The following is a 23,088-nucleotide window of genomic DNA, read 5'->3' as shown; positions in this document are numbered from 1 at the left end:
GAGGGTGGACTTGCCGGCGCCGGTGGACCCGCCCACCACCGCGAGCAGCGGGGCCTCCGGTTGCCTGAGTCGGGGCACCAGATAGTCGTCTAGCTGGGCGAGGAGTTCGTCGCGGTTGGCACGCGCGCGTGGAGCGCCCGCCAGGGGCAGCGGGAAGCGTGCGGCGGCGACACGGTCGCGCAGGGCGGAGAGTGCGTCGAGCAGCTGAGGCCGTACGTCCAAGGTCACCACACGCGAAGAATGCCCAATTTTAGGGGATTTATGAAGCATATAGGCATGTCTGCGCGCCGATTGGACACAACGGACGGAAGGTATGACTGGGACAGAGGCACAGCCCAGGCATAACGAGTGCACAACACCCGCGTTCCCGGACGCCAAAAGCGATGCACGATTCGCACCTGCCTGCGATTATCAGGACCGCTTCACCGAACCTCCACATTGAGCCACGGAGGCGAAGCAACCAGGACAAGGAACCGGGAGCCCTATCCTTGTCCCCGGCAGCGTGACGGATCAGCCCACACCCGGGCAGCACGTACGAGGCCACCACATCGGCCCCCGTAGCTCAGTGGATAGAGCAGGCGCCTTCTAAGCGCTTGGCCGCAGGTTCGAGTCCTGCCGGGGGCGCAAACCTAGCCTCACCAGCGGAAACGCGGGTGAGGCTACTTCGTGTCCACTTCGTACAGTGCATATAGACCAAGCGCCTTGCCGTCTTCTACGGTGAGGCATGAGCGAACGCACGCCGTACGACATCGGTCCCCTGGCCGCGTCCTGGGCCCGCTCCCTTCGCGCCCGGAACCTGTCCGATAACACACAGCGGATCTACGCACGCGACCTTCTAAGCGCTTGGCCGCAGGTTCGAGTCCTGCCGGGGGCGCAAACCTAGCCTCACCAGCGGAAACGCGGGTGAGGCTACTTCGTGTCCACTTCGTACAGTGCATATAGACCAAGCGCCTTGCCGTCTTCTACGGTGAGGCATGAGCGAACGCACGCCGTACGACATCGGTCCCCTGGCCGCGTCCTGGGCCCGCTCCCTTCGCGCCCGGAACCTGTCCGATAACACACAGCGGATCTACGCACGCGCCACGAAAGACCTCCGCGAATTCCTGTTGTCCTATGAACCGGAGGACGCAGAGGCGCGCCCGGCGCCGACCGCCCTGGAGGGCCGGGACGGGATTCACCGCGAGCACATCGAGGTGCACATCACCCGGCTTCGGGAGCGCACCTCGGCCGGCAATTCTCACCAGCACTTCCGCAGCCTGAAGACGTTCTTCAACTGGTTGGTGGACGAGGAGGAGATGGACCGGTCCCCCATGCGGACCATGAAGGCGCCCGAGCTGCCCGAGGTGGAGGTGCCCGTCATCTCTGACGACGCGCTGAAGAAGCTGCTGGGGGTGTGCAAGGGGACGGCGTACAAGCAGCGCCGGGACACGGCGATCCTGATGATGTTCCTCGACACGGGCGGCCGGTTGGCCGAGGTGACCGAACGGCTTCAGGCCGCGCTCGATCTGGACCTGATGGTGTTGCACGTGCAGGGCAAGGGGGGGCGGGAGCGGCCGCTGCCGTTCGGCCGGGCTACGGCGGTGGCAATGGACCGGTATCTGCGGGCGGCTGGCAAGTACCTGGGGCGTGAGCTGACGCCTACGGATCCTCTGTGGTTCAGCGTGAAGCGGCGGGAGGCCATGACCGTCTGGGGTGTGGGGACGATGATCGAGAACCGGTGCAAGGAGGCCGGCATCCCGCACATCCACCCGCACCAGTTCCGGCACACGTTCGCTCACCTGTGGAAGGTGGGCGGGGGGAACGAGGACGCGCTGATGCGGATCATGGGATGGCGGTCCCGGCAGATGCTGTCGCGGTACGGCGCGTCCGCAGGCGAGGAACGGGCGCGGCAGCAACACCGGGACCTGAGCCCGGGAGATCGCCTTAAGTGATGCACGGGGAGGCGGGCTAGTGTCCCGCCTCCCCCTCGTCGTCTGACTCCTGCCGACGCGTCCAGCGGCGCGTGTCGATGCTCTCCTGGAAGAGCAGGGTCAGGCTCGCTGTGATCTCTTCGGGTGGGCGGCTGAAGTCGATGGCCAGCCGGTATTCGTTTCGACTGTCGCGTAGTGCGGCTGGTGCTCTTCCTCCGAGATCCGCTGCGTAGACGGTTACCTGCGGTGCCTCCACTCGACCCCCTATCCACGGACGCGCGAGGGCACGCAGCACCGTTCGCACGTACGTTCGACCTGCACGAGGTTCGATCACTCTACGCGCCACGTGTGCAATCAGACAGTCACCCGTGTGGCTGAAGTTAAACCGTCTGTTGCATGAAAAGGTGCAGGCCAGGCAAGGTTACGGGGAGTTATGTTCACCCTCGGGGTTGTCCAGAACTCGCCTTGCCATCTCCAACTCAGCGGCGGTTGCGCCGACTTCGTGGGCCACGCGCACCACGGCGTCATCGTCGTCATCCGGGGCTGTGCCGAACGGATCGCTGATCTCGATTCCGATGTACTGCTGGATGGCCGCTGCCCGTACGAGGCTGAGATCCACGCCGATGCCGGCGGCGATGGCGCGCAGGACTTCGGGGGTCACCTTGATCTGGTGCCCTCGGGCGACGTTCTCGGCGGTGGACTTGCTGATGCGGCGGCCAGTGACAGGGTCGACGGCCTGCTCTTCGAAAGCTCGGAACGTCAGGCGGCGTCCCCGGCCTACGTGCTCCTGCACCAGGCGCGTGAGCGCTTCCCCATGATCCGACATCCGGTCTCTCCCTTACCAGCTGTCCACGTTGTCGCTGCGGTCTCAGCGAAACGTCCCAGCCTGAGTGGTGTTAGGCAACCCTCAGCGCGTGGACACCCATTGTCCACGGTCATGGACAGCCGACACCACCGGGTGCCCATCTTTGGCCGAGTCGTTGCCCGGATCTGTGGACACCGCTTGTCCAGAAAGCTGGACAAGCTCTGTACTAAGTGCGATGCTTCCCGTGTCCAGAAACGTGGACACGAACGGAGAACCGTGGACTACCGCTACCGACTGCACTCCGGTGACCTGCTGAGACGGCTGCTCGACAGCCCCGACGCGGGAGAGCCGGGAAGCATCCGCGAACTCGCCGAAGCTGTGGGATTGAGCAAGAGCAAGGTGGACGCCCTCGTCCACGAGACTCGGCCAACCGTCAGCGGAGACGAGGCGCAGCGAGTAGCGCAGGCATACCGCCTCCCCCCACGCGCTCTTTTTCACCCTGTGTCCATGTCCATGGACATGGACAGAGACCCGCTGACACACAAGGAGGCACCTCGTGCCGACGGAACTGAACCCGCAGGAGCGCTCGCTCCGGGCTCGCCTCGCCGTGCACAAGAGCTGGGCGAACACGCTCGACCCGAAGAGCCGGACCGCGAAGGCGCGAGCCGCGGCCGCCGGCCGGTTTGAGAAGCAGGCCCGCGAACTGCACCCGACGGCCACGGACGAGCAGATCGCCCGCGTCACCGAGCACCTGCGGAAGGCGCACTACGCGGAGATGGCGCTCGCCTCGGCGAGGGCGCGCCGCGCGAAGAAGACCGCGGCCAAGCCCGCCGCCGCCTGATCCACCCCTGAACGCGCCGAAGGGCCGCCCGCTTTCCCGGCTCGGCGACCCAACGACCGGCGCCCCCACCAATCGCGAGAAAGAGAGGCCCCAGTGGCCACATCATCCCAGACCCAACTCACCGCAGCGATCGCGCTGACGCAGCTGCTCACGGACCACCCCGGACTGACCCTGCTGAACTGGCGTGTCCCCCGCGACGGCATGTACGCCGGCGTTTTGCAGGGCGACCTCATGATGGACGTGGACGCCCGCGAAGTCGTGGCCGCGTGGCACGAGGCGCTCGGCGGCACGGTGTGCGAGCACACGCACTCCTTCCGCGACGAGGAGCGGCGAGCGTTCCACCTGGAGTCGCGGTGGCGTGACGTCCTGGTGGACGTGCACGTGTCGTGCCCGGTGTCGGCGCTGGCCGGTGTGGCGGTGGCGGCATGAGCGCCCCGATGACACACGACCCGCTGGTCGTGAACACGAAGGACGGCACCGTCTGGCAGCGGCGCGCGGTGACGGCGGCCGGCCGCGGCCTGTACGCGGTGACGGGATCGTGCTCCTGCCCCGAGTACCTGACGGCCACGCTGGCCGAGCTGGCGGAGCACGGGATTGTCGGATCGGCGGACGCCCTGCCGATGCCGGTGAGGGCGGCCCGCTCGCCGCTGGACCAGGCGCTCGACGAGCTGACCGGCGTGAGCCTGTCCCTCTGGGAGGAAGAGCAGGACACAGCACGGCTGCGGCTGGCGCTGAAGTCGGCGCAGCGTGGGCGGCGTGAAGCGCGGGCTGAGGTAGCTGCGCTGCGGGATGAGCGGCACCAGACGAACGAATGGGTTGACGATGCCGCCAAGGCGCTGCGGAGGCAGCGGGACCGGATCACCGGACTGGAGGCCGCGCAGGGCACGGTGTTCCGGGCGTCGCACGACTCGATTGTGATGGGCCTCTACACCAGCCGCGAGGCCGCGCAGGCGCACTGCGAGGCGAAGGTCAAGCAGGAGGAGCCCGAGGGCTCGATCCTGCACATGAGCTGGTCTGCCGACGACATCGGCCCTGACGCCGAGTACGAGCTGCACATCACCCCGGCCGAGACCGGCGGGCTCATCCGTGGCACCGGCTACGTGGTGACGCCGCTGGATGTCGCCGCCTCGTACGACGAGGAGGCCGACGAGTGATCACCATCCTGTTCGTCGCCGCCTTCATGGCCCTGTGGTTCCTCGGCTGCTGTGTCGTCGTGAAGGGACTGGAGCGATGACCGATCAGCCCGACGACTTCGAGGCCGACGACATGGACGTCGCGGACCAGGTCGCGTACGAGGACACGGGCCGTCCGTGGGGCGCGCGGGTGATCAAGCACCCGTCGCACGCCGCGACGCGCCGCCACCTGGCCGCGAACCCGCTGCCCACGCAGCAGGACCGGAGGGCGTCCTGATGGAGACCTACGCCCGACGCGCCTACCTGCTCGGCGCGTTGACGCCCCTCGGTACCGCCGTCAGGACCAGCGACGCCCTCCGTATCTACGCGGCGGGTGAGTGGAAGGGCATCGGCCGGGGCATGGCACGGCGCGACCTGCGAGACCTCGCCCGCCGCGGCTACCTGATCCCGATCGTCGCGGCCGGGCAGCGCGCGTACGAACTCGCCCCCGAGGAGCCCTCGGCGCACCCCTTCCACGGACGGAGCCTGCGGCGGGAGCTGCTGGCCCTGGCCCGCGCAGAGGGCGGCGAGTGGACCACCGGCCGCGCCCGAGCCGCCTGCCGCAGCCTCACCGGCACCCACGTGTACCGGGCGACGGCTCGCCGTCTGCTGGCCAACCTGCACCGGCTCGGCCACCTCGACCGCCACGGCGACGGCACCCCGCGCTGCTTCTACACCGCCACGACCACCGGGAAGGACGGCCGCTCATGACCGGCCCCGAGCACTACCGCGAGGCCGAGCGCCTCCTCAAGGGCTGCAAGAACTCGCATGGTGCCCTCGTGATCGAGGACGGCACCGCCGAGGTGCTGGCCGCCGCACAGGTGCACGCCACCCTCGCGCAGACCGCCGCCACCGCCGTCCAGCCCTCCCGCTACGGAGTCCAGCGCGCCGAGTGGAAGGCGTGGGCGGCCGCCGCCGCGACACCGGAGGAGGACATCCGCTCATGACGACCGTCGCGCCGGCCGGGGCTCAGGCCCCGGCCGCCGGCCCGGCTCCCATCACCGAGCCCGGCATCTACGACATGGACAACGAGACGTACCACTCCCACCGGTACGCCCTCTCCTCCAGCGGCGCCCGCACGATCATCGAGTCCAGCCCTGCGCACTTCCGCTACGAGCAGGACCACACCCAGCCCGCGAAGAAGGTGTGGGACATCGGGAACGCCGCACACAAGTTGGTGCTCGGCAACGGCCCGACGCTGCGCAAGATCGAGCACGAGACCTGGAACACCAACGTGGCCAAGGCTGCGGTGCTCAAGGCCCGCGAGGCGGGCGAGGTCCCGCTGAAGCCCGCCGACTACCAGCTGGTGCACGACATGGCCGACGCCCTGCGCCGGCACCCCGTCGCCTCGCTGCTGTTCGACCCCGAGCACGGCACCCCCGAGCGGTCGCTGTTCTGGCGCGACGCCCCCACCGGAGTGATGCGCCGGGCCCGACTCGACTGGCTGCCCAACCCGCGCTCAGGGCGTCTGATCATCCCGGACTACAAGACGTGCCGCTCGGCGCACCCCGAGAAGCTGCGGAAGGCGATCGAAGAGTTCGGCTACCACCAGCAGGACGACACCTACCGGTCCGCCTGCCACGCCCTCGACATCGCTGGGCCCGACGCTGCGTTCGTCTTCGTCTGCCAGGAGAAGACCGCCCCGTACGTGATCACCGTGATCGAGGTGAACGCGACGGCCCGGCGGATCGGCGCCGCCCGCAACCGGCGCGCCCTCGAGACCTTCGCCCGCTGCACCGCCACCGGCTACTGGCCCGGCTACAGCGACGACGTCGTGCCCGTCGCCCTGCCCGGCTGGGCCGAGACCCGAGACACCCTGGAGTACCTGTGAACTACCCCGCTCCCGCCGATCAGTTCGCTGTCCCTGCGGCCCCGGCCCCCGCGTTCGTCGGGCAGGGCACCGCCGTTGAGCAGTCCCGCGCGGTGGCCGAGGTGCAGGCCGCGGTCATCGTGGCCCGCCAGTTCCCCCGCAACGAGGCGCAGGCCATCGCGAAGATGCGCACCGGCTTCCAGCAGCACAGCCTCGCCGTCCGCTCGTTCTTCCGCTTCCGCCGCGGCACCTCACAGGTGTCCGGCGAGACCATCCAGTTCGCCAAGGAACTGGCCCGCTGCTGGACGAACATCCACTACGGCGTCCACGAGCTGCGCCGCGACGACGCCAACGGCGAGTCGGAAATGCAGGCATGGGCGTGGGACCTGGAGACCAACGAGCGCGCGTCCACGACGTTCATCGTGCCGCACACCCGGTGGACGAAGGACTCGGGAGGCACCCGCCTGGAGGACCCGCGCGACGTCTACGAGAACAACTCGAACAACGGCGCGCGCCGCCTCCGCGAAATGATTTTCAGCGTGCTGCCCGACTGGTTCCGGGAGCAGGCCAAGACGATCGCCACAAACACCGTCGAGAACGGGCAGGGCGACAAGCCCCTCGCGCAGCGCACCGCCGACTGCATCGCCCACTTCGAGGGCCTCGGCGTCACCGTCGAACAGCTTGAAGAGAACCGATCCGGCCGCCCCTCGGGGAAGTGGACGAACCTCGACCTCGGCCAGCTGTCGATCATCTCCGAGTCGATCCGGCGCGGCGAGGTCACCGTCGAGGAGGAGTTCCCGCCGCAGCGCGTGACGGCGGGCGAGATCCGCCAGCAACACGAGCAGCAGCCCACCACTCCAGACGCACCGTCCGCGCCCGCCGATGGCGCGGGGCAGTGGCCGGCCACTCGCCAGCCGGGGACGGGGGCGACGTCATGAGCGCCCTCACCTCCCTCTGCCGGATGTTCGCCCGGCCCGGCCACGGCCACCACCGTGCCCCCGCCCTCCCGCCCGCGCAGCCCGCCGACCCGGTCGTCGGGATGCTGCGCCCCGTCGAGGCCCTCGTCAACGACACCGCATGGTGCCCCGTCGAGGAGGTCGACCGGCTGCACGCGTTCCTCGCCACTGGCGGCCGCATCTGCTGGACGTGCCGCACCGTCACCACCGACCGCACCCCGCCCGGCGGTGTCGAGTGAGCACCCTGTTCGACTCCGAGGTTCCGGCCGCCACCACGGCGGCCGGGCCCCGGCCCCTCGTGATCGAACTGCCCGCCGGCCTGGAACTGATCAACTCGAACCAGAGCCAGCACCCCCGGCGCCGCGCCCGCATCGTCAAGGCCATCCGCAACGCCACGCACGAGGCCGTCACGGAGTGCCCCGCGCTCATGAAGGCCCTCGCCGCCGCCAAGCCGGGCCCTCTGTTCCAGCGCGCACACGTTCTCGGGGTGCTCTGTCCTGCCACATCAGGTGTCCGCCGGGACCCGGCCAACTGGTACCCGTCCTTCAAGGGCGCCGTCGACGGGCTGGTCGACGCAGGCCTGTTCGACGACGACGACCACACCCGAGTCCTCGGCCCGGATATGCGGCTGGGGGAGAAGCGGGAGGGCGGGCAGCTGGTGCTCGTCGTCCGCGGCCTGGCCCCCGACGAAGACCCCCTCGGCTACCGGGCAGTGGCCCGATGAACGGGGTGCCGAACGCCCTCGTATGGGCGGACCAAGCAGCCTGCCGAGGCCAGCAGCTCGACGACTTTTTCGCTGAGGCCAAGCTCCGCATGGAGCAAGCCAAGCGCGTCTGCGCGAGCTGTCCCGTCCGCAGCCAGTGCCTCGCCGAGGCGTTCCGGGCCGAGGACCCGTCCGCCCGGTTCGGGGTCTACGGCGGACTCACCGCTGCCGAGCGCAGAGAGCTGGCAAAGAGGCAGCGCAGTTCGGCACCGAAGGCTGCGACCGCAGCGCCGAAGAAGCCCCGGCAACCCGCCACCTGCGGCACCCGGCCCGGCTATCAGAAGCATCTGCGGGAGGGGACGGAGATCTGCGGGCCCTGCCGTCAGGCGAACACGGGCGCGGACAACCGGCTACGCCGCACGGGCACGACGAAAGCCGCACGATGACCGGCCGCAAGCGGCGCCGCGCCCCGCCGGCCGAGCCCGCGTACCGGCCGGGCCAGCTTCTCGACTGGACCGACTCCTCGCACTGGGACCACTCCGGTCCCCGGCCGTGCCGGTACTGCGGGTTCCCGACTCAGCTCCGTGACTCCCACCGTGCCCCGGCGCACAAGACGTGCGCCGAGGACGCCCTCGCCATCCAGGCCGCCGAAGCACAGGCCGCCTACCGCCTGAAAGGAACCACCTGATGCCCAAGCTGAACCCCGCCGACGTCCCCACCGTGAAGCTCGACTCGGCCGCCGCCACCATCGAGGTCAGCCTCAGCCGTGAGCAGCGCCGCGGCCTCTTCGAGAAGCCCGGCCGCACCGTCTTCGCCATCGTCGAGCTGACCTCCAAGGCGTACACCGGCCACGCCGAAGGCGAGGGCAAGGACCCCGAGGTGAAGGTGCGTGTCACCTCGTGCGAGGTCGCCCGCTCCGACGAGGACGCCGCCGCCCTCGCGGACGCCAAGCGAGCCATGTGGAGGGGCCGCCAGATCGACGGAACCCTCGACGAGGTCGGCGAGGGCCCGCAGCGCCCTGACGCCGCACTCCTCGACATCACGGACTCCAAGCCCACCGAGGACGACCTGAAGGCGCACCGCGCGCGCCAGGAGCAGCGCCGCCGCGACGAGTACGTCCGCTGACCGGGTCCGCCCGGGGCGACGACTCCCGCCCCGGGCGGATCTTGCCGGATCGGTTCCGCACCACACCTGAGATGAGATCGAGTTGAGCAGCAGCGACGAGCAGGACAGCCGCACCAGCGGCAGCGTGCCGAACGCCTTCGGTAACGCCCTGTCGTGGAAGTGGACACGCCAGATGTCCACCTACCTGCGGCGGTCCGGCCTGCCCCTGCTCCTGTGCCAGCTGCGCAACCTCGCGAACGCCAGCGGCGAGATCGCCTTCGCCAGCGACCGCAAGCCCATCCGTATCCAGGACATCGCCAAGGCGGCGTGCGCCGACGAGAAGGACGCACGCCGCTACATGGAGGCCGCGATCCGTGCCGGTGTCGTGCGTGTCCTCGGCGAGCGGAAGCGGGGCAAGGCGACGCGGTACGCGATCATTCCGCACCCCTTCCCGGACTGGCTGGCGGCCGAGGACTACCTGAAGTCGACTGCCCGGAAGCGGGCTCCGGGGTGGGACCAGCCGGCCGAAAGTTCGGGGGACAGCGCCCCGAACCAGAACGGGGGACAGCGCCCCGAACTTACCGGCGGTACGGCTGAAGAAGTTCGGGGGACAGCGCCCCGTTGGAGTTCGGGGGACAGCGCCCCGAATGGTTCGGGGGACAGCGCCCCGAACAACCCAGGGGGGTTCCCAGGGTTTCCCCAAGAACTGGCTGAGGTCGGTTTCCAACCTCAGGTAGTGGGCGGCTCGGAAGAGCAGATCGATTCCCAAGAGCCAGACCCCGACGACCACACCACGTGGCGCACCTGCCCCGGCTGCAACCGCCCGATCATGCCCGACCCCCGGCGACCCGACCGCCGCATGCACGCCCGCTGCGAACCCGCCACCGCCCGAGAGAGGCACAGCGCATGACCATCGCCGCATTCCGCCGCCTCCTCGACCAGATCGACCACGAAGGCGGACCCGCCGCCGCCCGCCACAACCGCCTCCACCTCCTCAGCGAGAGGACCCAGCACATGACCAGCGCACCCGCCCCGCACACCACACGCCCAGTCGTCGACGTCCAGCTGAAGGCCGGCGCCGACGTACACCTCAGGCCCGCCCCCGCCATCGAGCCGGAGCAGCTGCCCGTCGGCCGGCTCCTCAAGTGGGGCGACGAGCACGACGACGTCGAGGTCCGCGACCAGGCGGCCCGCGCCCGCATCGCCCTGGCCGGTCTGCGCCAACGCCACGCCGCCGACCAGGAGCTGACCGCCATCACCACCGAGGCGCAGCAGCTGGAACAGCGCCTGGCCGAACTCCGCGCCCGCGAAGCCGAACTCGCTCCGCCGACGAAGCGCAAGCCGACCCGCGACTACGACCCCGCCACCGTCCGCGCCTGGGCCGCACAGACCGGCGTCGACTGCCCCGACCGCGGCCGCGTCCCCAAGGCCGTCGTCGACGTCTGGCGCGCATCCCTCCCCCAGCCCGCCACCACCTGACCAGCACCCAGCCAACCGCCCCACGACCAACCTCCAGGGAGGGCCCACATGACCAGCCTCCACACCCTCACCGCCACCACCCCCGGCCTGCCCTGCCGCACCACCGACCCCGAGCTGTGGTTCAGCAAGAGCAGCACCGACCGGGACCGCGCCATCGCCCTCTGCGAGGAGTGCCCGATCCGGCGGGAGTGCGCGCAGTACGCCCTCGACGACCGGGAAGTCAGCGGTGTCTGGGGCGGGACCACGCTCGCTGACCGCCGGCAGTTCTGGACGGGGCAGCAGCATCGGCTCGACGAGCTGGGCCGGATCCGGCTGGTGTGCGGCAGCGAGCGGGCGTACCGGGCGCACTTCTCGTACCGGGAGCAGCCGTGCGGCGAGTGCGTGGCTGCGCATGAGGCGCTCGTCGAGTCGGAGCGGCGGGCGCAGCTGGAGGCCGAGCACGCGGCCGGAGGGTCGTCGCGCGGCTACTTCATCCACCGCCGGCTGGGGGAGCCGGTGTGCGACGACTGCCGAGAGGCGCTGAGGGCGGACCGCAGGGAGCAGCGGGAGCGGGACCGTGCGGCAGGTGACAGGGCCCGCGCAGCGTGGGACGCCCGCAAGTCGGCCGACGCACGGCGAGGCCTGCAGATCGCCACACAGCGCCTCGCCCTCGCCGGATGAACGCCATGCCCGAGCCCGGCCTGTACGTCCTCCTCGCCCTCACCTGCTGGGCCGTCGGCGGCCTGCTCCTCCTCGCCGCCGGCGCCCTCGCCCTCGCCACCGCCATCCGCAACCACCGCCACAGGAGATGACCATGGAACTCAACTGCCCCGCCTGCCCAGCCCGCCGACACCGCGGCCACTACCTGTGCTCAGCCTGCTGGCGCGCCCTCCCCGCCACCACCCGCGGCCGCCTCTCCCGCCGCGACCCCCACGCCTTCCGCCGCCTGCGCGAACTCCACGGCCAGATCGCCGCCCGCGTCCCCCTCGCCGTCATCCGAGTCAGCCGATGACCCGCGCAGGCCGCGTCCTCGCCGCTCTCCTCGCCGCCGCCAGCCTCGCCCTTGCCCACTGCGCCGTCGTCAGCTGGCAACACCACAGCCCCCCGTACACCGCCCTGTTCGCCGCCTGCTCCCTGCTCTGCCTCACCTCCATCAGCCACGCCGTCCAGCAGTGCAGCCAGATCCATGCGCTGCTCACCGAGCTGGAGCAGGCGTCCCGCCCGTTCACCACCGCGCAGGACCGGACCGTCGCCGACGTCCTCAACGGGGCGTGCTGCGAGCTGTGGTGGACGTCCGCGGGCGCCGAGCACGACCCGACCCGCTGTACCCGGAAGGACCACCACGCATGAGCCAGCCCAGCCCGGACGCGCGGGCCGTCGTCCGCGCTCTCGACGCCCTGACGACGCAGGTCCGACGGGTCGCCGACGGCCTGTCACCCACCGACCAGCAGCGCGCCCTCGCTGCCGACGACGCCCCGACGACGCCCGTCCGACAGCCCGTCTCCCTCGCGACGCCCTGCGCCCGCTGCCCCCACCCGTACAACTGGCACACCCCCGGCAACCGCTGCACGTCCCGCACTGCGGCGGGTCCCTGCGGGTGCAGTGCCTTCAGCCCGTGCCCGACGCCCGAGACGCACAACTGGGGGTGCGGCTGCCCCACCGACCGCGCCCCGGCGGATGTGAACACTGCGCGCCGCCAAGCCGGGATGGTCGCTCCGGCCGCCGTCGAGGAGCAGCTACTCCGGTGGGCCCGCCGCGAGTCCCTGCTCGTCCTCCTCACCTGCGTCCAGCGCGGGCGCACCCTCACCACCGACGAGGCCCGCACTCTGCGCCAGCACGTCGAGACCGAGATGAGCGAGGCTGAGACCACGCGGGCTGAGACACGACGGCTCGGCCTCATGGTCGACGAGTACAGCGACGGAGCCCGCCACCTCAGCGACGTGCTGCGCACCGAGAAGGAGCGCGCTGACGCAGCGATCGGCCGCGAGGAGGCAGCCGAGCAGGACGCCGAGGAACAGCGCGCCGGACGGGAGTCTGCCCTGCGGGACCTGCGCACCCTCCGTGCCGGCATCCGTGCGGCAGGTGGCGACCCGACCACGATCCAGAACCTGTGGGCGCAGCTCCGCCTCCGCAACCGGCAGTGGGCCGAGGCCAAGAGGGAGGCGCGGCTGACGCGCAGCATGCTGGAGGCAGAGGGCGGGGACGTCGCCCTGGTGGACGAGATGACCGCCACCGTGGCGAAGGCCGAGGGCGAGGCGCGGGAGGCGCAGGCCGCCATCGAGCGCGTGCGGAACCTGCGCGGCCCGATCGCCGAGGCCCTCGAACGCGCCGACTACCGGCAGGACATGAGGCGCGGCGACCTCGCCGACTCGATCATGCCCGCCATCCTCGCCGCCCTCGACGGCACCGAGCAGCCCACCAGCAGGGAGCAGCCTGGCACCCAGGCACCAGAGGCCGACAACCCGCGCACCGTCTGCGTCTGCGGCCACACCCGAGGCGAGCACCTGCGAGTCAGCGGCCGCCTGCTCTGCGACGCCTGCGACCCCAACAGCACCGCCAACCTCGTCTGCAAGGAATTCGAGGCCCTGTGAGCAGCAGCGGAGGCTTCACCGGGATCAGCCTGGCGGGCCGGTGGGAGTGCGGCAGTTGCGGTGCGAGCGGCGACGGCTGGTACGACGAGGACGACGGCCTGGTCCTGCACGACGAGACCGGGACGCCCTTCGACCCGGACGACCACACCTGCGGGGAGGGATGACCGTGGACCTGACCAACGCCCGCGCATGGGTCGACTGCGGGAACGGCTGGGAGGAACTGGCCGGCGTCACCCACATCGCCATCGACGAGCAGCACCAGCCCATCGACCTCAGCGCCTGCCCCGGCTACAACCCGCCCGACTGGATCGAGGGCTACGGCACCGGCGAGGTGCGCGGCCTGCTGCCGTGGCTGCGGCGGGTGCACGAGCCGACGCCCGCCGAGCTGGCCCTCGCCATCCTGCGCCCGTACCTCGCGCTCTGCCCGCTGTACCGAGGGGTCTGACCGGGAACCACCGGTACGCCCCACACGTCCAGATCAGCACCACCAGCACGACCAGACTGAGGAGCACCATGGCTGACCAGAAGCCCACCCCCAGTGCTGAAGTGAAGGCAGTCCTCTACGCCGCCATCACCGACGCCGTCAGCGACCTGCGCAAGAACGCAGGAGCAGCCGCGCAGGCGGAGGGCCTGAAGAACCTCGCCGAGGCGTACGCCTGGGTGACCTACCCGAACCAGCCGCACCGGGACTGACGCAGGTCAGACGCCCCGTCACCCCGTCCGACGACGGCCGGTGACGGGGCGTCGTCGTCAGCTCATGCCCTTCCAGATCCGCCACGCCCGCGACCGGTCCGTACCGATCGCCTCACCGATCTCCGGGAAGTCCATCCCGCCCTGATGCAGCGTGTCGACCGCCTGCCGCCGGATCTCCGCCGGGAGCGTCTTCTCCCCAGCCCACTCGCGCAGCACCAGGCCCGCCGCACGCGCCCGCACAGCCGCGTCCGGGATCGCCTCCAACTGGCGCAGAGCAGCACGCACCGCCGCGAGCACCTGGTCCGCAGCCTCGCGCGCCTCATCCACCTCGTCGGCCATACCCGTCACCTCCCCGGCGGAGCGTAGGTCTGCACACCCGTCGCCGTGTCGGCTACCATCAACCGTGTCGGGTAGCCGACACCGCGTCACGACAGGCCGACGACGCCCGACGACGCCCCACAACTGAACGAGCCCCGGCGGTGGTTGCACACCGGCCGAGGCTCTGACCACCGGAGACGTGACTCCCATGGCTGCACCGAAGCCTACGCACAACCAGCCACCCCCGGCTACGAGCGGACTCGGCCTCGCCGTCGGCGCCGCCACCCTCATCACCGGAATCACCGGCATCGCCTTCTGGCTCTCGTACCACCACCTCCACGACGTCGCCGCCCGCAACGGCCTCGGCGTCGACCCCGCCCGTGCCTGGGCCTGGCCCGCCGTCCTCGACCTCTTCTACCTGGCCGGCGAGCTGCTCATCCTCCGCGCCTCCTACCTGCGCGCCGTCGACCCGTGGGCCATCGCGCTCACCGCGATCGGCGCGCTCGGCTCAATCGGCCTGAACGTGGCTGGTGTCGGCGCCCATGCCCAGCCGCTGGAGTACACCGTGGCCGCGGTCCCGCCGGTGGCAGCGCTGCTGGCGTTCGGCGCGCTGATGCGGCAGCTGCACCTGTGGTTCGGCACCCGCGCCGTCCCGGCCCCGCTGGTGGTGACCGTCGAGCAGCTCGCCCCGGTCGTGCCGCCGAAGCCCGAGCAGGCCCCGGCCGTCTCGCCCTCCGAGGAGCAGCCGGCCATCGAGCCCGCGGCCGAGGAGCAGCGACCGAAGCGACCGACGTACACGGACCCGCGCTGCGCCGTGATCCGCGAGCTGTACGAGGAGGGCTACCGGCCCACGACCGGTGAGATGCGGGCTGCGATCCTCGCCGCGGGCATGGTCGCCCCCGGCGGATCCACGCTGCGCGGACCCCTGCGCAGCGAGGTCGAGGAGCGCGAGCCGCATCTGACCGCGCTGCCGTCCCGGCCGTCGCCGCTGCACCGCGCGGGCTGACCCGTGCTGCTCGCCGTGTTCTTCGCCGTCGCCGCCGTCGGCGCACTGGCCGGCCTCGCCCTCGTCGACTGGCGCACCGTGCAGCCCGTCCTCGGCACGGGCGCCCTCGTCCTCACCCTCGCCGCGCTCGCCGTGGCCATCCGCCACTGAAGGACCCCCCGTGAACTACGTGACGTTCGGCGGCGTGACCGTCGGCATCTGCCTCCTCGTCCACCAGGTCGTCACCTGGTGGCCCGGCTACCGCGCCCTGATGAAGGACCCCGCCAAGCAGCTGGCCGAGCTGCTCCCGTTCCTCCTCGGCTGGGCCTACGGCTGCCTCACCACCCTCGGCGTCGGAGGCCTAGTCGGCCTCGTCTCCGGCACCGTCCTCGGACTGTCCAACTGGCTCGGCGACGTCGCCCTCGTCTGGGGCGTCGGCGGGCAGGGCGGCCGCTCGGCCAGCACCCAGCAGTTCGTCCCCCTGTCCGGCCCCGGGCTCGGCATCGTGCTCATCCTCACCGTCGCGTTCATCGCCGCGGCGAAGAAGTCCAAGCACGGCCAGCAGCTGAAGCGCGGCGGCTGGTGCGGCATCTGCCTCGGCACCAGCGCGGGCGTGGCCGGGTTCGCCGCGGTGCCGCTCGCCACGGCCGCCTCGCTTGTCGGCGACCGCGTGTACGGGACGTTCTGATGCCCGCCGAGGAGGAGCCGTCGCGGGCGGCCGGCGGGTGCGTGCTCGTCGTCCTGGCGGCCGTCGTGGTGGGCGCCGCGTTCGCAGTCGACGAGGCGGTGGGCGTGCTCGGCGTGGTCGTCGCGGGGACGGTCGCTCTGTGGCGCTGCGCCCGCCGCGTGTCCGATTCGTCCGCCCCTCCCCCACCGGGAGTGGACCGCCCCTCGTGCCGCGAATGCGCAGGTCACGAACCGCTCAGCGCAACCCCTCTCGAAATCCAGAAGGGGATGTTGATCTACACCAGCGCCACGCCCGACCGGCCGAACTACACCCACGTGCACATCGAGCGCACCGCCGACGAGACGCACGACTGAAGCCCCGGGGCGGCCCGCGCCTGCCAGCTACCGGCCGCCCCGGTCCCATCCCAACCAGGAGACAGGACCGCCATCATGGCACTCGGATTCAAGAAGCCCATCGAGCCCACCGACCCCCGGCTGACGGGACACGAGACGACCTACCAGGCCTCGCGCGGCGGGCACTTCCCCGCCCCCCAGAAGCCCACCCCCGGCAAGCCGAAGGAGCAGCGCCAGCGCTGACCCCCGGCTGTCACACCCCCGTCGCAGACTAGTCACAGGCCCCCGCCGAAATCCCCCACGGCGGGGGCCTTCCGCATCCCCACCGTGGCAGCATGCCCCCTCACGCACCACCACCCAGGGGGACCACCATGCGCACCCGCGCCACCATCACCACCACAGCCCTGCTCCTCGCCGCGCTCACCGCCTGCTCATCCGGCAGCAGCAGCGACACAGCGACCGCCTCACCCGCCAGCGACACCGGCACCCCGGCCGCCGAACCCACCGTGTCCGTGCCCGCCGAACACAAGGGCGACGACCTGGCCGCCGCCGTCGCCGTCTACACCGCCGCCTACTTCGCCGCCGACGTCGACACCGGATACGGCATGCTGTCCGCGCGCTGCACCAAGCAGATCGACAAGGCCATGTACCGCGGGATCCTGGAGCAGGCTGCGAAGGACTACGGGCCCGACCACCCGGCGACGGACGTGCACGCGGAGGTGGCCGGCGGGCTCGGCCGGGCCACGTACAAGGTGAAGGGCCTGCCCAAGCTCGACCAGACGAAGCAGCCGTGGGCGCTGGAGGGCGGCGCCTGGAAGTACGACGCCTGCTGACCCTCCGCACCGCACACCGCCCCGTCGACCAGCGTCGTCGGGGCGTCGTCGTCCCCTGCGGATTGCAGCCCCCAAGATCCTGCCGCGCCCGAAATCCGTACCGTCCTGGCCAGGGAGGTGACGGAGTGGCGACCAAGCAGAACGCGGACATCGCGCGGCAGCGCGAGGACGAGGTCATGCTCCTGCGTACCCGCGACCGCCTGGAGTTCCGCGAGATCGCTGACCGCATCGGCGCCGACGTCAAGAACACCTACATGGCGTGGAAGCGCGGCCGCGCCCGCCTCCACCAGGAAGCAGCCGAGTCGTTCGGCGCGTACGTCGGGGAGCAGCTGGCCACCTGCCGGCAGGTCATCGACGGGCTGATGCCCATGGTCCGCGCCGGGGGGATGCACGCCCCGAAGGCGGGCGAGGCCATCGTCCGGGCGATGGACCACGAGGCGAAGCTGCTCGGCCTGTACGCCCCGGTCAAGGCGAACGTCACGGTCACCGACGAGATGACCGCCCGCGTGAAGGCGCTCGCCGACGAGCTGGCCGCGCTGGACGACACATGACCGCGCCCGCCGACCTCGACGAGCGCCTCGCCGGGCTGAGCCCCGCCGAGCTGGAACTGCTGGAGCAGGAACTGGCCGAGCGGCTGTGGGCGAAGCGCTGGGGGAAGTGGAAGCCGTACCCGTGGCAGGTCCCGCCCCCGGCGATCCCCACGCTGGGCTGGTGGTTGCAGCTCGGCGGCCGAGGCACCGGCAAGACGGACGGGTGCGCGCGGTTCATGGTCGCCCACGTCAACGGCCCGCCATGCGACCCCCGGCTGCGCGGCGGGCACCGTATGGCCATCATCGCCCCCACTCAGGGCGACGCCGTCGAGGCCTGCGTCAACGGCCCGTCCGGGCTGCGCGCCCACGACCCGCGCGTCGTCCTGCGCACCACGGCCGGCGGCACCTTCGCGCGCTGGCCCAACGGCGCCGAGGCGAAGCTCTTCGGCGCGCACACCCCCGACGACGTCGAGCGCCTCCGTGCCGGCGGCAACCGGTGCCTCGTCTGGATGGAGGAGGTCGCCGCCATGCGCCGCCTGAAGGACGCCATCACCCACAGCGAGATGGGCCTCAGGCTCGGGACGAACCCGCACTACATCGGGTCCACCACCCCGAAGCCCCGCACCGAGCTGATCGAGCTGACCCGCGACCCGAAGGTCACCACCACACGCGGCCGCACCCGGGATGCGATCCACCTGCCCGAGGAACAGCGCCTCCACCTGATCGCCAAGTACGCCGGCACCCGCACCGAGGCGCAGGAACTGGACGGCATCCTGCTGGAGGACATCGAGGGCGCCCTCTGGTCCCGCGACGGGCTCGACAAGGCGCGCGTCGGCGCGCGGCCCCCGCTGGCCAGCGTCGTCGTCGCCATGGACCCGGCTGCCACCTCGCACGACGACTCCGACGAGATGGGCATCGTCGTGGCCGGACGCGGCGCGCAGTACATCGCCGACGTCAACGGCTTCCAGCGGCAGCACGGCTACGCCCTCGACGATTTGTCCGGGCGGATGCCGCCCGTCGAGGCCGCGCGCCGGGCGATCCGGGCGTACCACGAGCACCGGGCCGACGCGATCGTCGCCGAGGTCAACAACGGCGGCGAGTGGATCGGCACGGTCATTCGGCAGATCGACCCGACCGTGAACTACCGGACCGTCACCGCGAGCAGGGGCAAGGTGACCCGCGCGGAGCCGGTGGCCGCGCTCACCGAGCAGGGCTCCGCACACATCGTCGGCTCGCTGCCTGAGCTGGAGGAGCAGCTGACCACGTGGGTGCCCGGCGACTCCAGCCCCGACCGGCTGGACGCGTACGTGTGGGCCCTCACCGATCTCATGCTCGCGCCTGCGGGCAACCTCGCCGCGGTCGCCTAGGAGGAACGACGTGAGCCAGTACAGGAACCGCGCGCTGCGCCGGGCCGCCGAGACCCGGGCCGGGCTCGGCCTCGACACGCTCCGGGACCGCATCCCCATCACCGTCGCCTCGGTGGGCGGGCAGCAGTCCCTCACCATGGCGCTGGACGCCGAGGCACGCGGCTACGCCAACTCGGCTGTGGCATACCGGTGCGTGGCGGCGATCGCCGACAACGGATCATCCGTCCCGCTGGTCGTGCGCCGCCCGGACGGCGAGGCCATCGAGGGCCACCAGGTCGCCCACCTGTTCAACAAGCGGCCCAACCCGCTGATGAGCGCGCGCGTCTTCAAGTCCCTGCTGCTCCAGCAGCTGGAGTTGGCCGGCCAGGCCTTCGTATGGCTGGACCGCGGCGAGACCGGGCAGGGCGACGTCAGCGAGATGCATCTCGTCTTCGACCAGGTCGACGTCATCGTGGACAAGCCCATCGCGCAGCGCCCCACCACGGCCAACGTCATCGGGTTCGTCATCCGCCGCGCCGACGGCACACAGGTCCCTGTCCTGCCCGAAGAGATGCTGTGGCTGCGCTACCCCCACCCGTACGACCCGCTCGGCTGCCTGCCCCCGTGGCGCGCCGCCCGGCACGCCGTCGACATGGACGCCTACGCCCGCGAGTGGCAGAAGCAGTCGTACAAGAACGGCGCCCGCCCGAACGGCGTGGTCTACCTCGGGCACATGGAGCAGCGGGAGTTCGACGCGGTGAAGGCGTCGTGGCGGTCCAGCATGCAGGGCCCGCAGAACGCCGGCCGGGATCTCCTCGTGCGGTCCGCCCCGGGCGGCGGTGCCGGGGCCGGGGGAGGGATCGCCTACGAGCGGCTCGGGTTCACGCCCGAGGAGATGGACTACCTCGAATCGCGGATGGCCAACGGTGCCGAAGTGATGCTCGCGTTCGGTGTCCCGCACGACTACCTCGCGGCGGGCACGACGTACGAGAACCGGGCGGCGGCTCGGGCGACCCTGTGGTCGGACACGATCACCGCGAAGCTGGAAGTCATCGGCTCCGAGATCGACCTGCGGATGCTGCCGGACGACGCCGAGGAGGCAGAGTTCGATCTGTCGGCCGTGCCTGCGCTTCAGGAGGCGCAGGACTCGGTAGCCAACCGGACGCGGGCCAGCGTCTACAGCGACACCCTGATGATCGACGAGGCGCGCGCCGAACTCGGCTATGACCCCCTGCCGGGCGGTATCGGACAGAACACTCTCACCCCCTACCGGGCGCAGTTCGCGCCCGTGCAAGGCACGCCCGGCGCCGACGCGGCGCGGTCGTGGGATGCCGACTTCTCCCGTCTGCTCCCGTCGTCGCCGGACATGGGGGACGTCGTCGAGCGTGCCGTGGAAGCAGCGTTGGCGAGGATCCTCGGCGCGGCTCCGACGCAGATCGACGGCCGTCCGACGCCCCGCCGCCCCGAGCTGACGCGCGCCGACGACACCCCGTCGTCGCCGTCGATCGCGGACATCAACGCGGCATACGACGACCTGGAGGGCGCAGGCCGGCGCGCCGTGCAGGCCCTCGCCCGGGAGCAGCGGGAGCGCGTGCTGCGCGACTTCGACCGGCTGATGAAGAAGCCCGAGCGGTCCGCCGCGTGGCTCGCCGAGGTACGAGACCAGTCGTGTGCCCTCGCCCGCGAGCAGACGCTGACGCTCGCCCCGCCCGACCCCGAGCTGGTGCCGGCCGCGCGCCTCACCGACATGGACGTGGCGACCGGGCCCGAGGGGTGGGAGGAGCGCATCCGGGCGCGGGACGTGTTCGACCCGCGGTACTGGCGGCGCCGCACGGGCGAGGTGCTGCGGCCGTTCGTGGAGCGGGCGTGGAAGCGCGGCGGGGCCAGCATCACCGCGGACTTTGACCTCGCGGAGCCGACCGTGTCTGACGCGCTGGACGCCCGCGTGGAAGAGCTGGCCGGACAAGTGACGGCGACGACGGAGGCTGTGCTCCGCTCGCAGATCCTGGCGCACGGCGTGGCCGAGGGCGAGTCCATCCCTGAGCTGCGCGCCCGGTTGCAGCGGGTGTTCACGAACCTGTCCGACTACCGGGCCACGATGATCGCCCGCACGGAGACCGTCGGCGGCTACAACCAGGCCAGCTTCCTGGCTGCCCTCGACTCGGGCGCCACGACGAAGACGTGGGTGTCGACCGACGACAAGCGGACGCGGCCGACGCACCGCTCTGCGAACGGCAAGAGCGCGCCGATGAACAAGCGGTTCGAGCTGACCAAGTCCCGGTGGCCGGCGGATCCGACCGCGCCGGCCGCGCAGTCCATCCAGTGCCGGTGCGCGCTGACCTTCACCTTCGAGGAGTCCTGACCATGGCCCCGCCCAACCCGCTCGACATCGTGTACCGCGAGCGTGCCCACCTCGTGGCGCACCTCGCCGCCGCGTACCCGTCGATCCTCGTATACCGAGCCGACCCGGACGCCCCGGACTGGCCCGTCATCTTCATCGACCTCCCCACCGGTCAGGTGTCGTGGCACATCGGCCCGGACGACTTGGACCTGTTCCAGCACGTCACGGTGGGCATGGGGACGTGGGACGGCCACAACACCGAGGAGAAGTACGCGCGGGTCGACGCGCACACCCGCATGCTGGCCACCACGAGGGAGTCCTGACCATGCCGACCCTGCTGCGGGGCGAGGTCGCCTGCGTCCTCCAGGCCGCCGAATACCTCCAGTACAAGGACGCCTACCGCCCGCCGGGCATCCCTCTCCGGGAGGTGCGCCGGGGCCCGTACGACGGGCAGCACGGTGCCGTCCGGCCCGACGCGAACGGCGACCTCCCCAAGCTGCTGTCGTTCCCCGCGCACGATCCGCGCATCACCTACGAGTACGACGGGATGAAGGGCACGACGGCGGTCTACCGCTACGCCCCGAACCTGTCGCCCGCCCACCGGCCGCTGATGGACGCGGTCGCCGAGCAGTACGCCGCGCACGCCGCCGCACAGGCAGCGAAGCAGGGGCGGCCGTGAAGTGGCTACTGCGCGCCATCGCTGGCCGTTGCGAGACCCACGACCGGGCTGCGTACGTCACCACGGCCCGACTTGAGCGGGAGCTAGGACTGGGAGTCTCCCCCGCCCCGGCCAGCTTCACGGACGCCCACACGGACCCGAACCTGATCGACTGCGGCAACCGACGGTGCCGCGCGAGGAGGAACAGCACATGACCGAGATCGAGTTCCGCGTCTTCGAGCAGCACGAGTTCCGTGTCGACGAGGGGCAGGACGGCACCTTCGACGGCGTGGCCTGCCAGTACGGGAAGAAGGACAGCTACGGCACCACTTTCCATCCGGGAGTCTTCAAGCGCGGCATCGACAAGGGGAGTTACGCCTACCTGTTCATGCACAGCCCGTACGACCCGATCGGCACCTTCCGCGCCGACGAGCAGCCCAACCACCTGCACATCGCAGGCGCGTACGACGACACTCAGGCAGGCCGCGACAAGCGCGCCATGGCCCGCTCGGGCAGCGCCCGGGAACTCAGCGTGGGGTTCGTGCGCACCGACCTCCCCGAGTGGAAGAAGCTCGCTGAGATGGGCGACGAGGACCGGGCCGACGTCCTGGAGAACATCCGCTCCGCCCGGCTCGTCGAGGTCTCGCAGATCACCGCACGCATGGCGGCCGTCCCCGGCTCCAAGCTGAAGGTCGTCCGCAGCGCGCTCGGCGCCCTGTACACCGACACGGTGGGGGAGCCGACGCTGGCCGAGCGGCTGGCCGAGTACGACCGCGAGCACGGCCGGGACTCGGCCCTCGCCCACGAGCAGGAGATGCTCCGACGCAAGCGCCGGGCGGCCCTGCTGATGCTCCAGACCTCGACCCGGTGATGGGCCGCTTCCGGTCCCGGGCCCAGTGGCGGTGGGCGTTCGCCACCCGGCAGCCGTTCGCCCGCCGCTGGTCCCGCAAGACCGCCTACCGCAGCCTGCCGAACCGATCCCGTCGCGCCCGCCGACGACGCAGGTAGACACCC

Annotated in this window: 38 protein-coding genes, 1 tRNA gene and 1 pseudogene; 37 read left to right on the top strand and 3 right to left on the bottom strand. The window is 71.2% G+C overall.

Translation table 11 applies throughout. The annotated features are described in order from the left end of the window. Positions 1-231, bottom strand: a pseudogene (locus tag BG482_RS34075) (ATP-binding protein); the annotation flags it as partial. A gap of 320 nt (positions 232-551) precedes the next feature. Here BG482_RS34075 and BG482_RS34070 point away from each other — a divergent pair. Then, positions 552-624 (top strand) — tRNA-Arg (locus tag BG482_RS34070). A 350-nt stretch (positions 625-974) separates the two neighbouring features. Next, positions 975-1,931, top strand: coding sequence for a tyrosine-type recombinase/integrase (locus tag BG482_RS34065; protein WP_069773072.1), 957 nt, complete (start codon positions 975-977; stop codon positions 1,929-1,931). Positions 1,932-2,331: 400 nt separating this feature from the next. On the opposite strand, the gene BG482_RS34060 is transcribed toward BG482_RS34065, so the two are convergent. Continuing rightward, positions 2,332-2,736, bottom strand: a complete 405-nt coding sequence (locus tag BG482_RS34060) for a hypothetical protein (RefSeq protein WP_069773071.1) — start codon at positions 2,734-2,736, stop codon at positions 2,332-2,334. 535 nt (positions 2,737-3,271) lie between these two features. Here BG482_RS34060 and BG482_RS34055 point away from each other — a divergent pair. The 23 genes from BG482_RS34055 to BG482_RS33955 all read left to right on the top strand — a co-directional run bounded on the left by BG482_RS34055 (position 3,272) and on the right by BG482_RS33955 (position 14,043). Beyond that, positions 3,272-3,556 carry a hypothetical protein gene (locus BG482_RS34055; RefSeq protein ID WP_069773070.1) on the top strand — a complete coding sequence of 95 codons (285 nt, stop codon included), beginning with the start codon at positions 3,272-3,274 and terminating at the stop codon, positions 3,554-3,556. Positions 3,557-3,649: 93 nt separating this feature from the next. After that, positions 3,650-3,985, top strand: coding sequence for a hypothetical protein (locus BG482_RS34050; RefSeq protein ID WP_069773069.1), 336 nt, complete (start codon positions 3,650-3,652; stop codon positions 3,983-3,985). Beyond that, positions 3,982-4,710: a hypothetical protein gene (locus BG482_RS34045; RefSeq protein WP_141746687.1), complete on the top strand. Its 729-nt coding sequence runs from the start codon at positions 3,982-3,984 to the stop codon at positions 4,708-4,710. The genes BG482_RS34050 and BG482_RS34045 overlap by 4 nt, the downstream gene beginning before the upstream one ends. Positions 4,711-4,786: 76 nt before the next feature. Next, entirely contained in the window at positions 4,787-4,966 is a 180-nt protein-coding gene (locus BG482_RS44285) for a hypothetical protein (protein ID WP_069773067.1), read from the top strand. After that, positions 4,966-5,439 carry a hypothetical protein gene (locus tag BG482_RS44280; protein ID WP_069773066.1) on the top strand — a complete coding sequence of 158 codons (474 nt, stop codon included), beginning with the start codon at positions 4,966-4,968 and terminating at the stop codon, positions 5,437-5,439. The genes BG482_RS44285 and BG482_RS44280 overlap by 1 nt, the downstream gene beginning before the upstream one ends. Next, positions 5,436-5,675, top strand: coding sequence for a hypothetical protein (locus tag BG482_RS34030; protein ID WP_069773065.1), 240 nt, complete (start codon positions 5,436-5,438; stop codon positions 5,673-5,675). The genes BG482_RS44280 and BG482_RS34030 overlap by 4 nt, the downstream gene beginning before the upstream one ends. Then, entirely contained in the window at positions 5,672-6,559 is an 888-nt protein-coding gene (locus BG482_RS34025; protein ID WP_069773064.1) for a PD-(D/E)XK nuclease-like domain-containing protein, read from the top strand. The genes BG482_RS34030 and BG482_RS34025 overlap by 4 nt, the downstream gene beginning before the upstream one ends. Next, a complete protein-coding gene (locus BG482_RS34020; protein ID WP_069773063.1) occupies positions 6,556-7,476 on the top strand; it encodes a hypothetical protein in 921 nt (306 codons plus the stop codon). The genes BG482_RS34025 and BG482_RS34020 overlap by 4 nt, the downstream gene beginning before the upstream one ends. Next, positions 7,473-7,733, top strand: a complete 261-nt coding sequence (locus BG482_RS43025) for a hypothetical protein (protein WP_069773062.1) — start codon at positions 7,473-7,475, stop codon at positions 7,731-7,733. Before BG482_RS34020 ends, BG482_RS43025 begins: the two co-directional genes overlap by 4 nt. Further along, on the top strand, positions 7,730-8,218 hold the full coding sequence (locus tag BG482_RS43020) for a hypothetical protein (RefSeq protein WP_069773061.1): 489 nt from the start codon (positions 7,730-7,732) through the stop codon (positions 8,216-8,218). The genes BG482_RS43025 and BG482_RS43020 overlap by 4 nt, the downstream gene beginning before the upstream one ends. Next, positions 8,215-8,643 carry a WhiB family transcriptional regulator gene (locus BG482_RS34005; protein ID WP_069773060.1) on the top strand — a complete coding sequence of 143 codons (429 nt, stop codon included), beginning with the start codon at positions 8,215-8,217 and terminating at the stop codon, positions 8,641-8,643. Before BG482_RS43020 ends, BG482_RS34005 begins: the two co-directional genes overlap by 4 nt. After that, on the top strand, positions 8,640-8,885 hold the full coding sequence (locus BG482_RS34000) for a hypothetical protein (RefSeq protein WP_069773059.1): 246 nt from the start codon (positions 8,640-8,642) through the stop codon (positions 8,883-8,885). The genes BG482_RS34005 and BG482_RS34000 overlap by 4 nt, the downstream gene beginning before the upstream one ends. After that, positions 8,885-9,322: a hypothetical protein gene (locus BG482_RS33995; RefSeq protein ID WP_069773058.1), complete on the top strand. Its 438-nt coding sequence runs from the start codon at positions 8,885-8,887 to the stop codon at positions 9,320-9,322. The genes BG482_RS34000 and BG482_RS33995 overlap by 1 nt, the downstream gene beginning before the upstream one ends. 82 nt (positions 9,323-9,404) lie before the next feature. After that, positions 9,405-10,211, top strand: a complete 807-nt coding sequence (locus BG482_RS33990) for a hypothetical protein (RefSeq protein ID WP_069773057.1) — start codon at positions 9,405-9,407, stop codon at positions 10,209-10,211. Next, entirely contained in the window at positions 10,208-10,780 is a 573-nt protein-coding gene (locus BG482_RS33985) for a histone-like nucleoid-structuring protein Lsr2 (RefSeq protein ID WP_069773056.1), read from the top strand. Before BG482_RS33990 ends, BG482_RS33985 begins: the two co-directional genes overlap by 4 nt. Positions 10,781-10,828: 48 nt before the next feature. Continuing rightward, the gene (locus BG482_RS33980; protein WP_069773055.1) at positions 10,829-11,440 is read left to right on the top strand and encodes a WhiB family transcriptional regulator; all 612 of its coding nucleotides are present in this window, start codon (positions 10,829-10,831) and stop codon (positions 11,438-11,440) included. Then, positions 11,437-11,571, top strand: coding sequence for a hypothetical protein (locus tag BG482_RS45550; protein ID WP_256096568.1), 135 nt, complete (start codon positions 11,437-11,439; stop codon positions 11,569-11,571). The genes BG482_RS33980 and BG482_RS45550 overlap by 4 nt, the downstream gene beginning before the upstream one ends. 2 nt (positions 11,572-11,573) lie before the next feature. After that, positions 11,574-11,771, top strand: coding sequence for a hypothetical protein (locus tag BG482_RS44275; protein ID WP_256096567.1), 198 nt, complete (start codon positions 11,574-11,576; stop codon positions 11,769-11,771). Next, positions 11,768-12,109 (top strand): hypothetical protein, encoded by a 342-nt coding sequence (locus BG482_RS33970; RefSeq protein WP_069773053.1) that lies wholly within the window; start codon positions 11,768-11,770, stop codon positions 12,107-12,109. The genes BG482_RS44275 and BG482_RS33970 overlap by 4 nt, the downstream gene beginning before the upstream one ends. Then, on the top strand, positions 12,106-13,350 hold the full coding sequence (locus tag BG482_RS33965) for a hypothetical protein (protein ID WP_069773052.1): 1,245 nt from the start codon (positions 12,106-12,108) through the stop codon (positions 13,348-13,350). The genes BG482_RS33970 and BG482_RS33965 overlap by 4 nt, the downstream gene beginning before the upstream one ends. Continuing rightward, complete coding sequence (locus BG482_RS44270; RefSeq protein WP_176735353.1) at positions 13,347-13,514, top strand: hypothetical protein; 168 nt, start codon at positions 13,347-13,349, stop codon at positions 13,512-13,514. Before BG482_RS33965 ends, BG482_RS44270 begins: the two co-directional genes overlap by 4 nt. Continuing rightward, positions 13,511-13,795: a hypothetical protein gene (locus BG482_RS33960; RefSeq protein WP_069773051.1), complete on the top strand. Its 285-nt coding sequence runs from the start codon at positions 13,511-13,513 to the stop codon at positions 13,793-13,795. The genes BG482_RS44270 and BG482_RS33960 overlap by 4 nt, the downstream gene beginning before the upstream one ends. 68 nt (positions 13,796-13,863) lie before the next feature. Beyond that, the gene (locus BG482_RS33955; RefSeq protein WP_069773050.1) at positions 13,864-14,043 is read left to right on the top strand and encodes a hypothetical protein; all 180 of its coding nucleotides are present in this window, start codon (positions 13,864-13,866) and stop codon (positions 14,041-14,043) included. A 57-nt stretch (positions 14,044-14,100) separates the two neighbouring features. On the opposite strand, the gene BG482_RS33950 is transcribed toward BG482_RS33955, so the two are convergent. Beyond that, on the bottom strand, positions 14,101-14,382 hold the full coding sequence (locus BG482_RS33950; protein WP_069773049.1) for a hypothetical protein: 282 nt from the start codon (positions 14,380-14,382) through the stop codon (positions 14,101-14,103). Between the two features lie 187 nt (positions 14,383-14,569). Between BG482_RS33950 and BG482_RS44265 the strand changes: the two genes are divergently transcribed. From BG482_RS44265 to BG482_RS33900, 12 genes are all read left to right on the top strand, one after another. Beyond that, positions 14,570-15,367, top strand: a complete 798-nt coding sequence (locus tag BG482_RS44265; RefSeq protein WP_069773048.1) for a DUF2637 domain-containing protein — start codon at positions 14,570-14,572, stop codon at positions 15,365-15,367. A 3-nt stretch (positions 15,368-15,370) separates the two neighbouring features. Continuing rightward, positions 15,371-15,517 carry a hypothetical protein gene (locus BG482_RS44260; RefSeq protein ID WP_176741541.1) on the top strand — a complete coding sequence of 49 codons (147 nt, stop codon included), beginning with the start codon at positions 15,371-15,373 and terminating at the stop codon, positions 15,515-15,517. A 10-nt stretch (positions 15,518-15,527) separates the two neighbouring features. Further along, positions 15,528-16,034: a hypothetical protein gene (locus tag BG482_RS33940; RefSeq protein WP_069773047.1), complete on the top strand. Its 507-nt coding sequence runs from the start codon at positions 15,528-15,530 to the stop codon at positions 16,032-16,034. Continuing rightward, a complete protein-coding gene (locus BG482_RS33935; protein ID WP_069773046.1) occupies positions 16,034-16,387 on the top strand; it encodes a hypothetical protein in 354 nt (117 codons plus the stop codon). The genes BG482_RS33940 and BG482_RS33935 overlap by 1 nt, the downstream gene beginning before the upstream one ends. A gap of 75 nt (positions 16,388-16,462) precedes the next feature. Further along, complete coding sequence (locus BG482_RS44255; protein ID WP_176741540.1) at positions 16,463-16,609, top strand: hypothetical protein; 147 nt, start codon at positions 16,463-16,465, stop codon at positions 16,607-16,609. Between the two features lie 128 nt (positions 16,610-16,737). Beyond that, complete coding sequence (locus tag BG482_RS33930; protein ID WP_069773045.1) at positions 16,738-17,199, top strand: hypothetical protein; 462 nt, start codon at positions 16,738-16,740, stop codon at positions 17,197-17,199. Between the two features lie 125 nt (positions 17,200-17,324). Further along, on the top strand, positions 17,325-17,750 hold the full coding sequence (locus BG482_RS33925) for a hypothetical protein (RefSeq protein ID WP_069773044.1): 426 nt from the start codon (positions 17,325-17,327) through the stop codon (positions 17,748-17,750). Further along, positions 17,747-19,096 carry a terminase large subunit domain-containing protein gene (locus tag BG482_RS33920; protein WP_069773043.1) on the top strand — a complete coding sequence of 450 codons (1,350 nt, stop codon included), beginning with the start codon at positions 17,747-17,749 and terminating at the stop codon, positions 19,094-19,096. Before BG482_RS33925 ends, BG482_RS33920 begins: the two co-directional genes overlap by 4 nt. Before the next feature lie 10 nt (positions 19,097-19,106). Continuing rightward, on the top strand, positions 19,107-21,437 hold the full coding sequence (locus BG482_RS33915) for a phage portal protein (RefSeq protein ID WP_069773042.1): 2,331 nt from the start codon (positions 19,107-19,109) through the stop codon (positions 21,435-21,437). Between the two features lie 2 nt (positions 21,438-21,439). Continuing rightward, a complete protein-coding gene (locus BG482_RS33910; protein ID WP_069740717.1) occupies positions 21,440-21,739 on the top strand; it encodes a hypothetical protein in 300 nt (99 codons plus the stop codon). Between the two features lie 2 nt (positions 21,740-21,741). Next, positions 21,742-22,095: a hypothetical protein gene (locus BG482_RS33905; RefSeq protein WP_069773041.1), complete on the top strand. Its 354-nt coding sequence runs from the start codon at positions 21,742-21,744 to the stop codon at positions 22,093-22,095. Positions 22,096-22,285: 190 nt separating this feature from the next. After that, positions 22,286-22,945 carry an HK97 family phage prohead protease gene (locus BG482_RS33900; protein ID WP_069773040.1) on the top strand — a complete coding sequence of 220 codons (660 nt, stop codon included), beginning with the start codon at positions 22,286-22,288 and terminating at the stop codon, positions 22,943-22,945. Positions 22,946-23,088 lie beyond the last annotated feature (143 nt).

The organism is Streptomyces sp. LUP30, from assembly GCF_001746365.1.
Lineage (GTDB): Bacteria > Actinomycetota > Actinomycetes > Streptomycetales > Streptomycetaceae > Streptomyces.
This window is presented reverse-complemented; position numbering and strand designations above follow the sequence as displayed.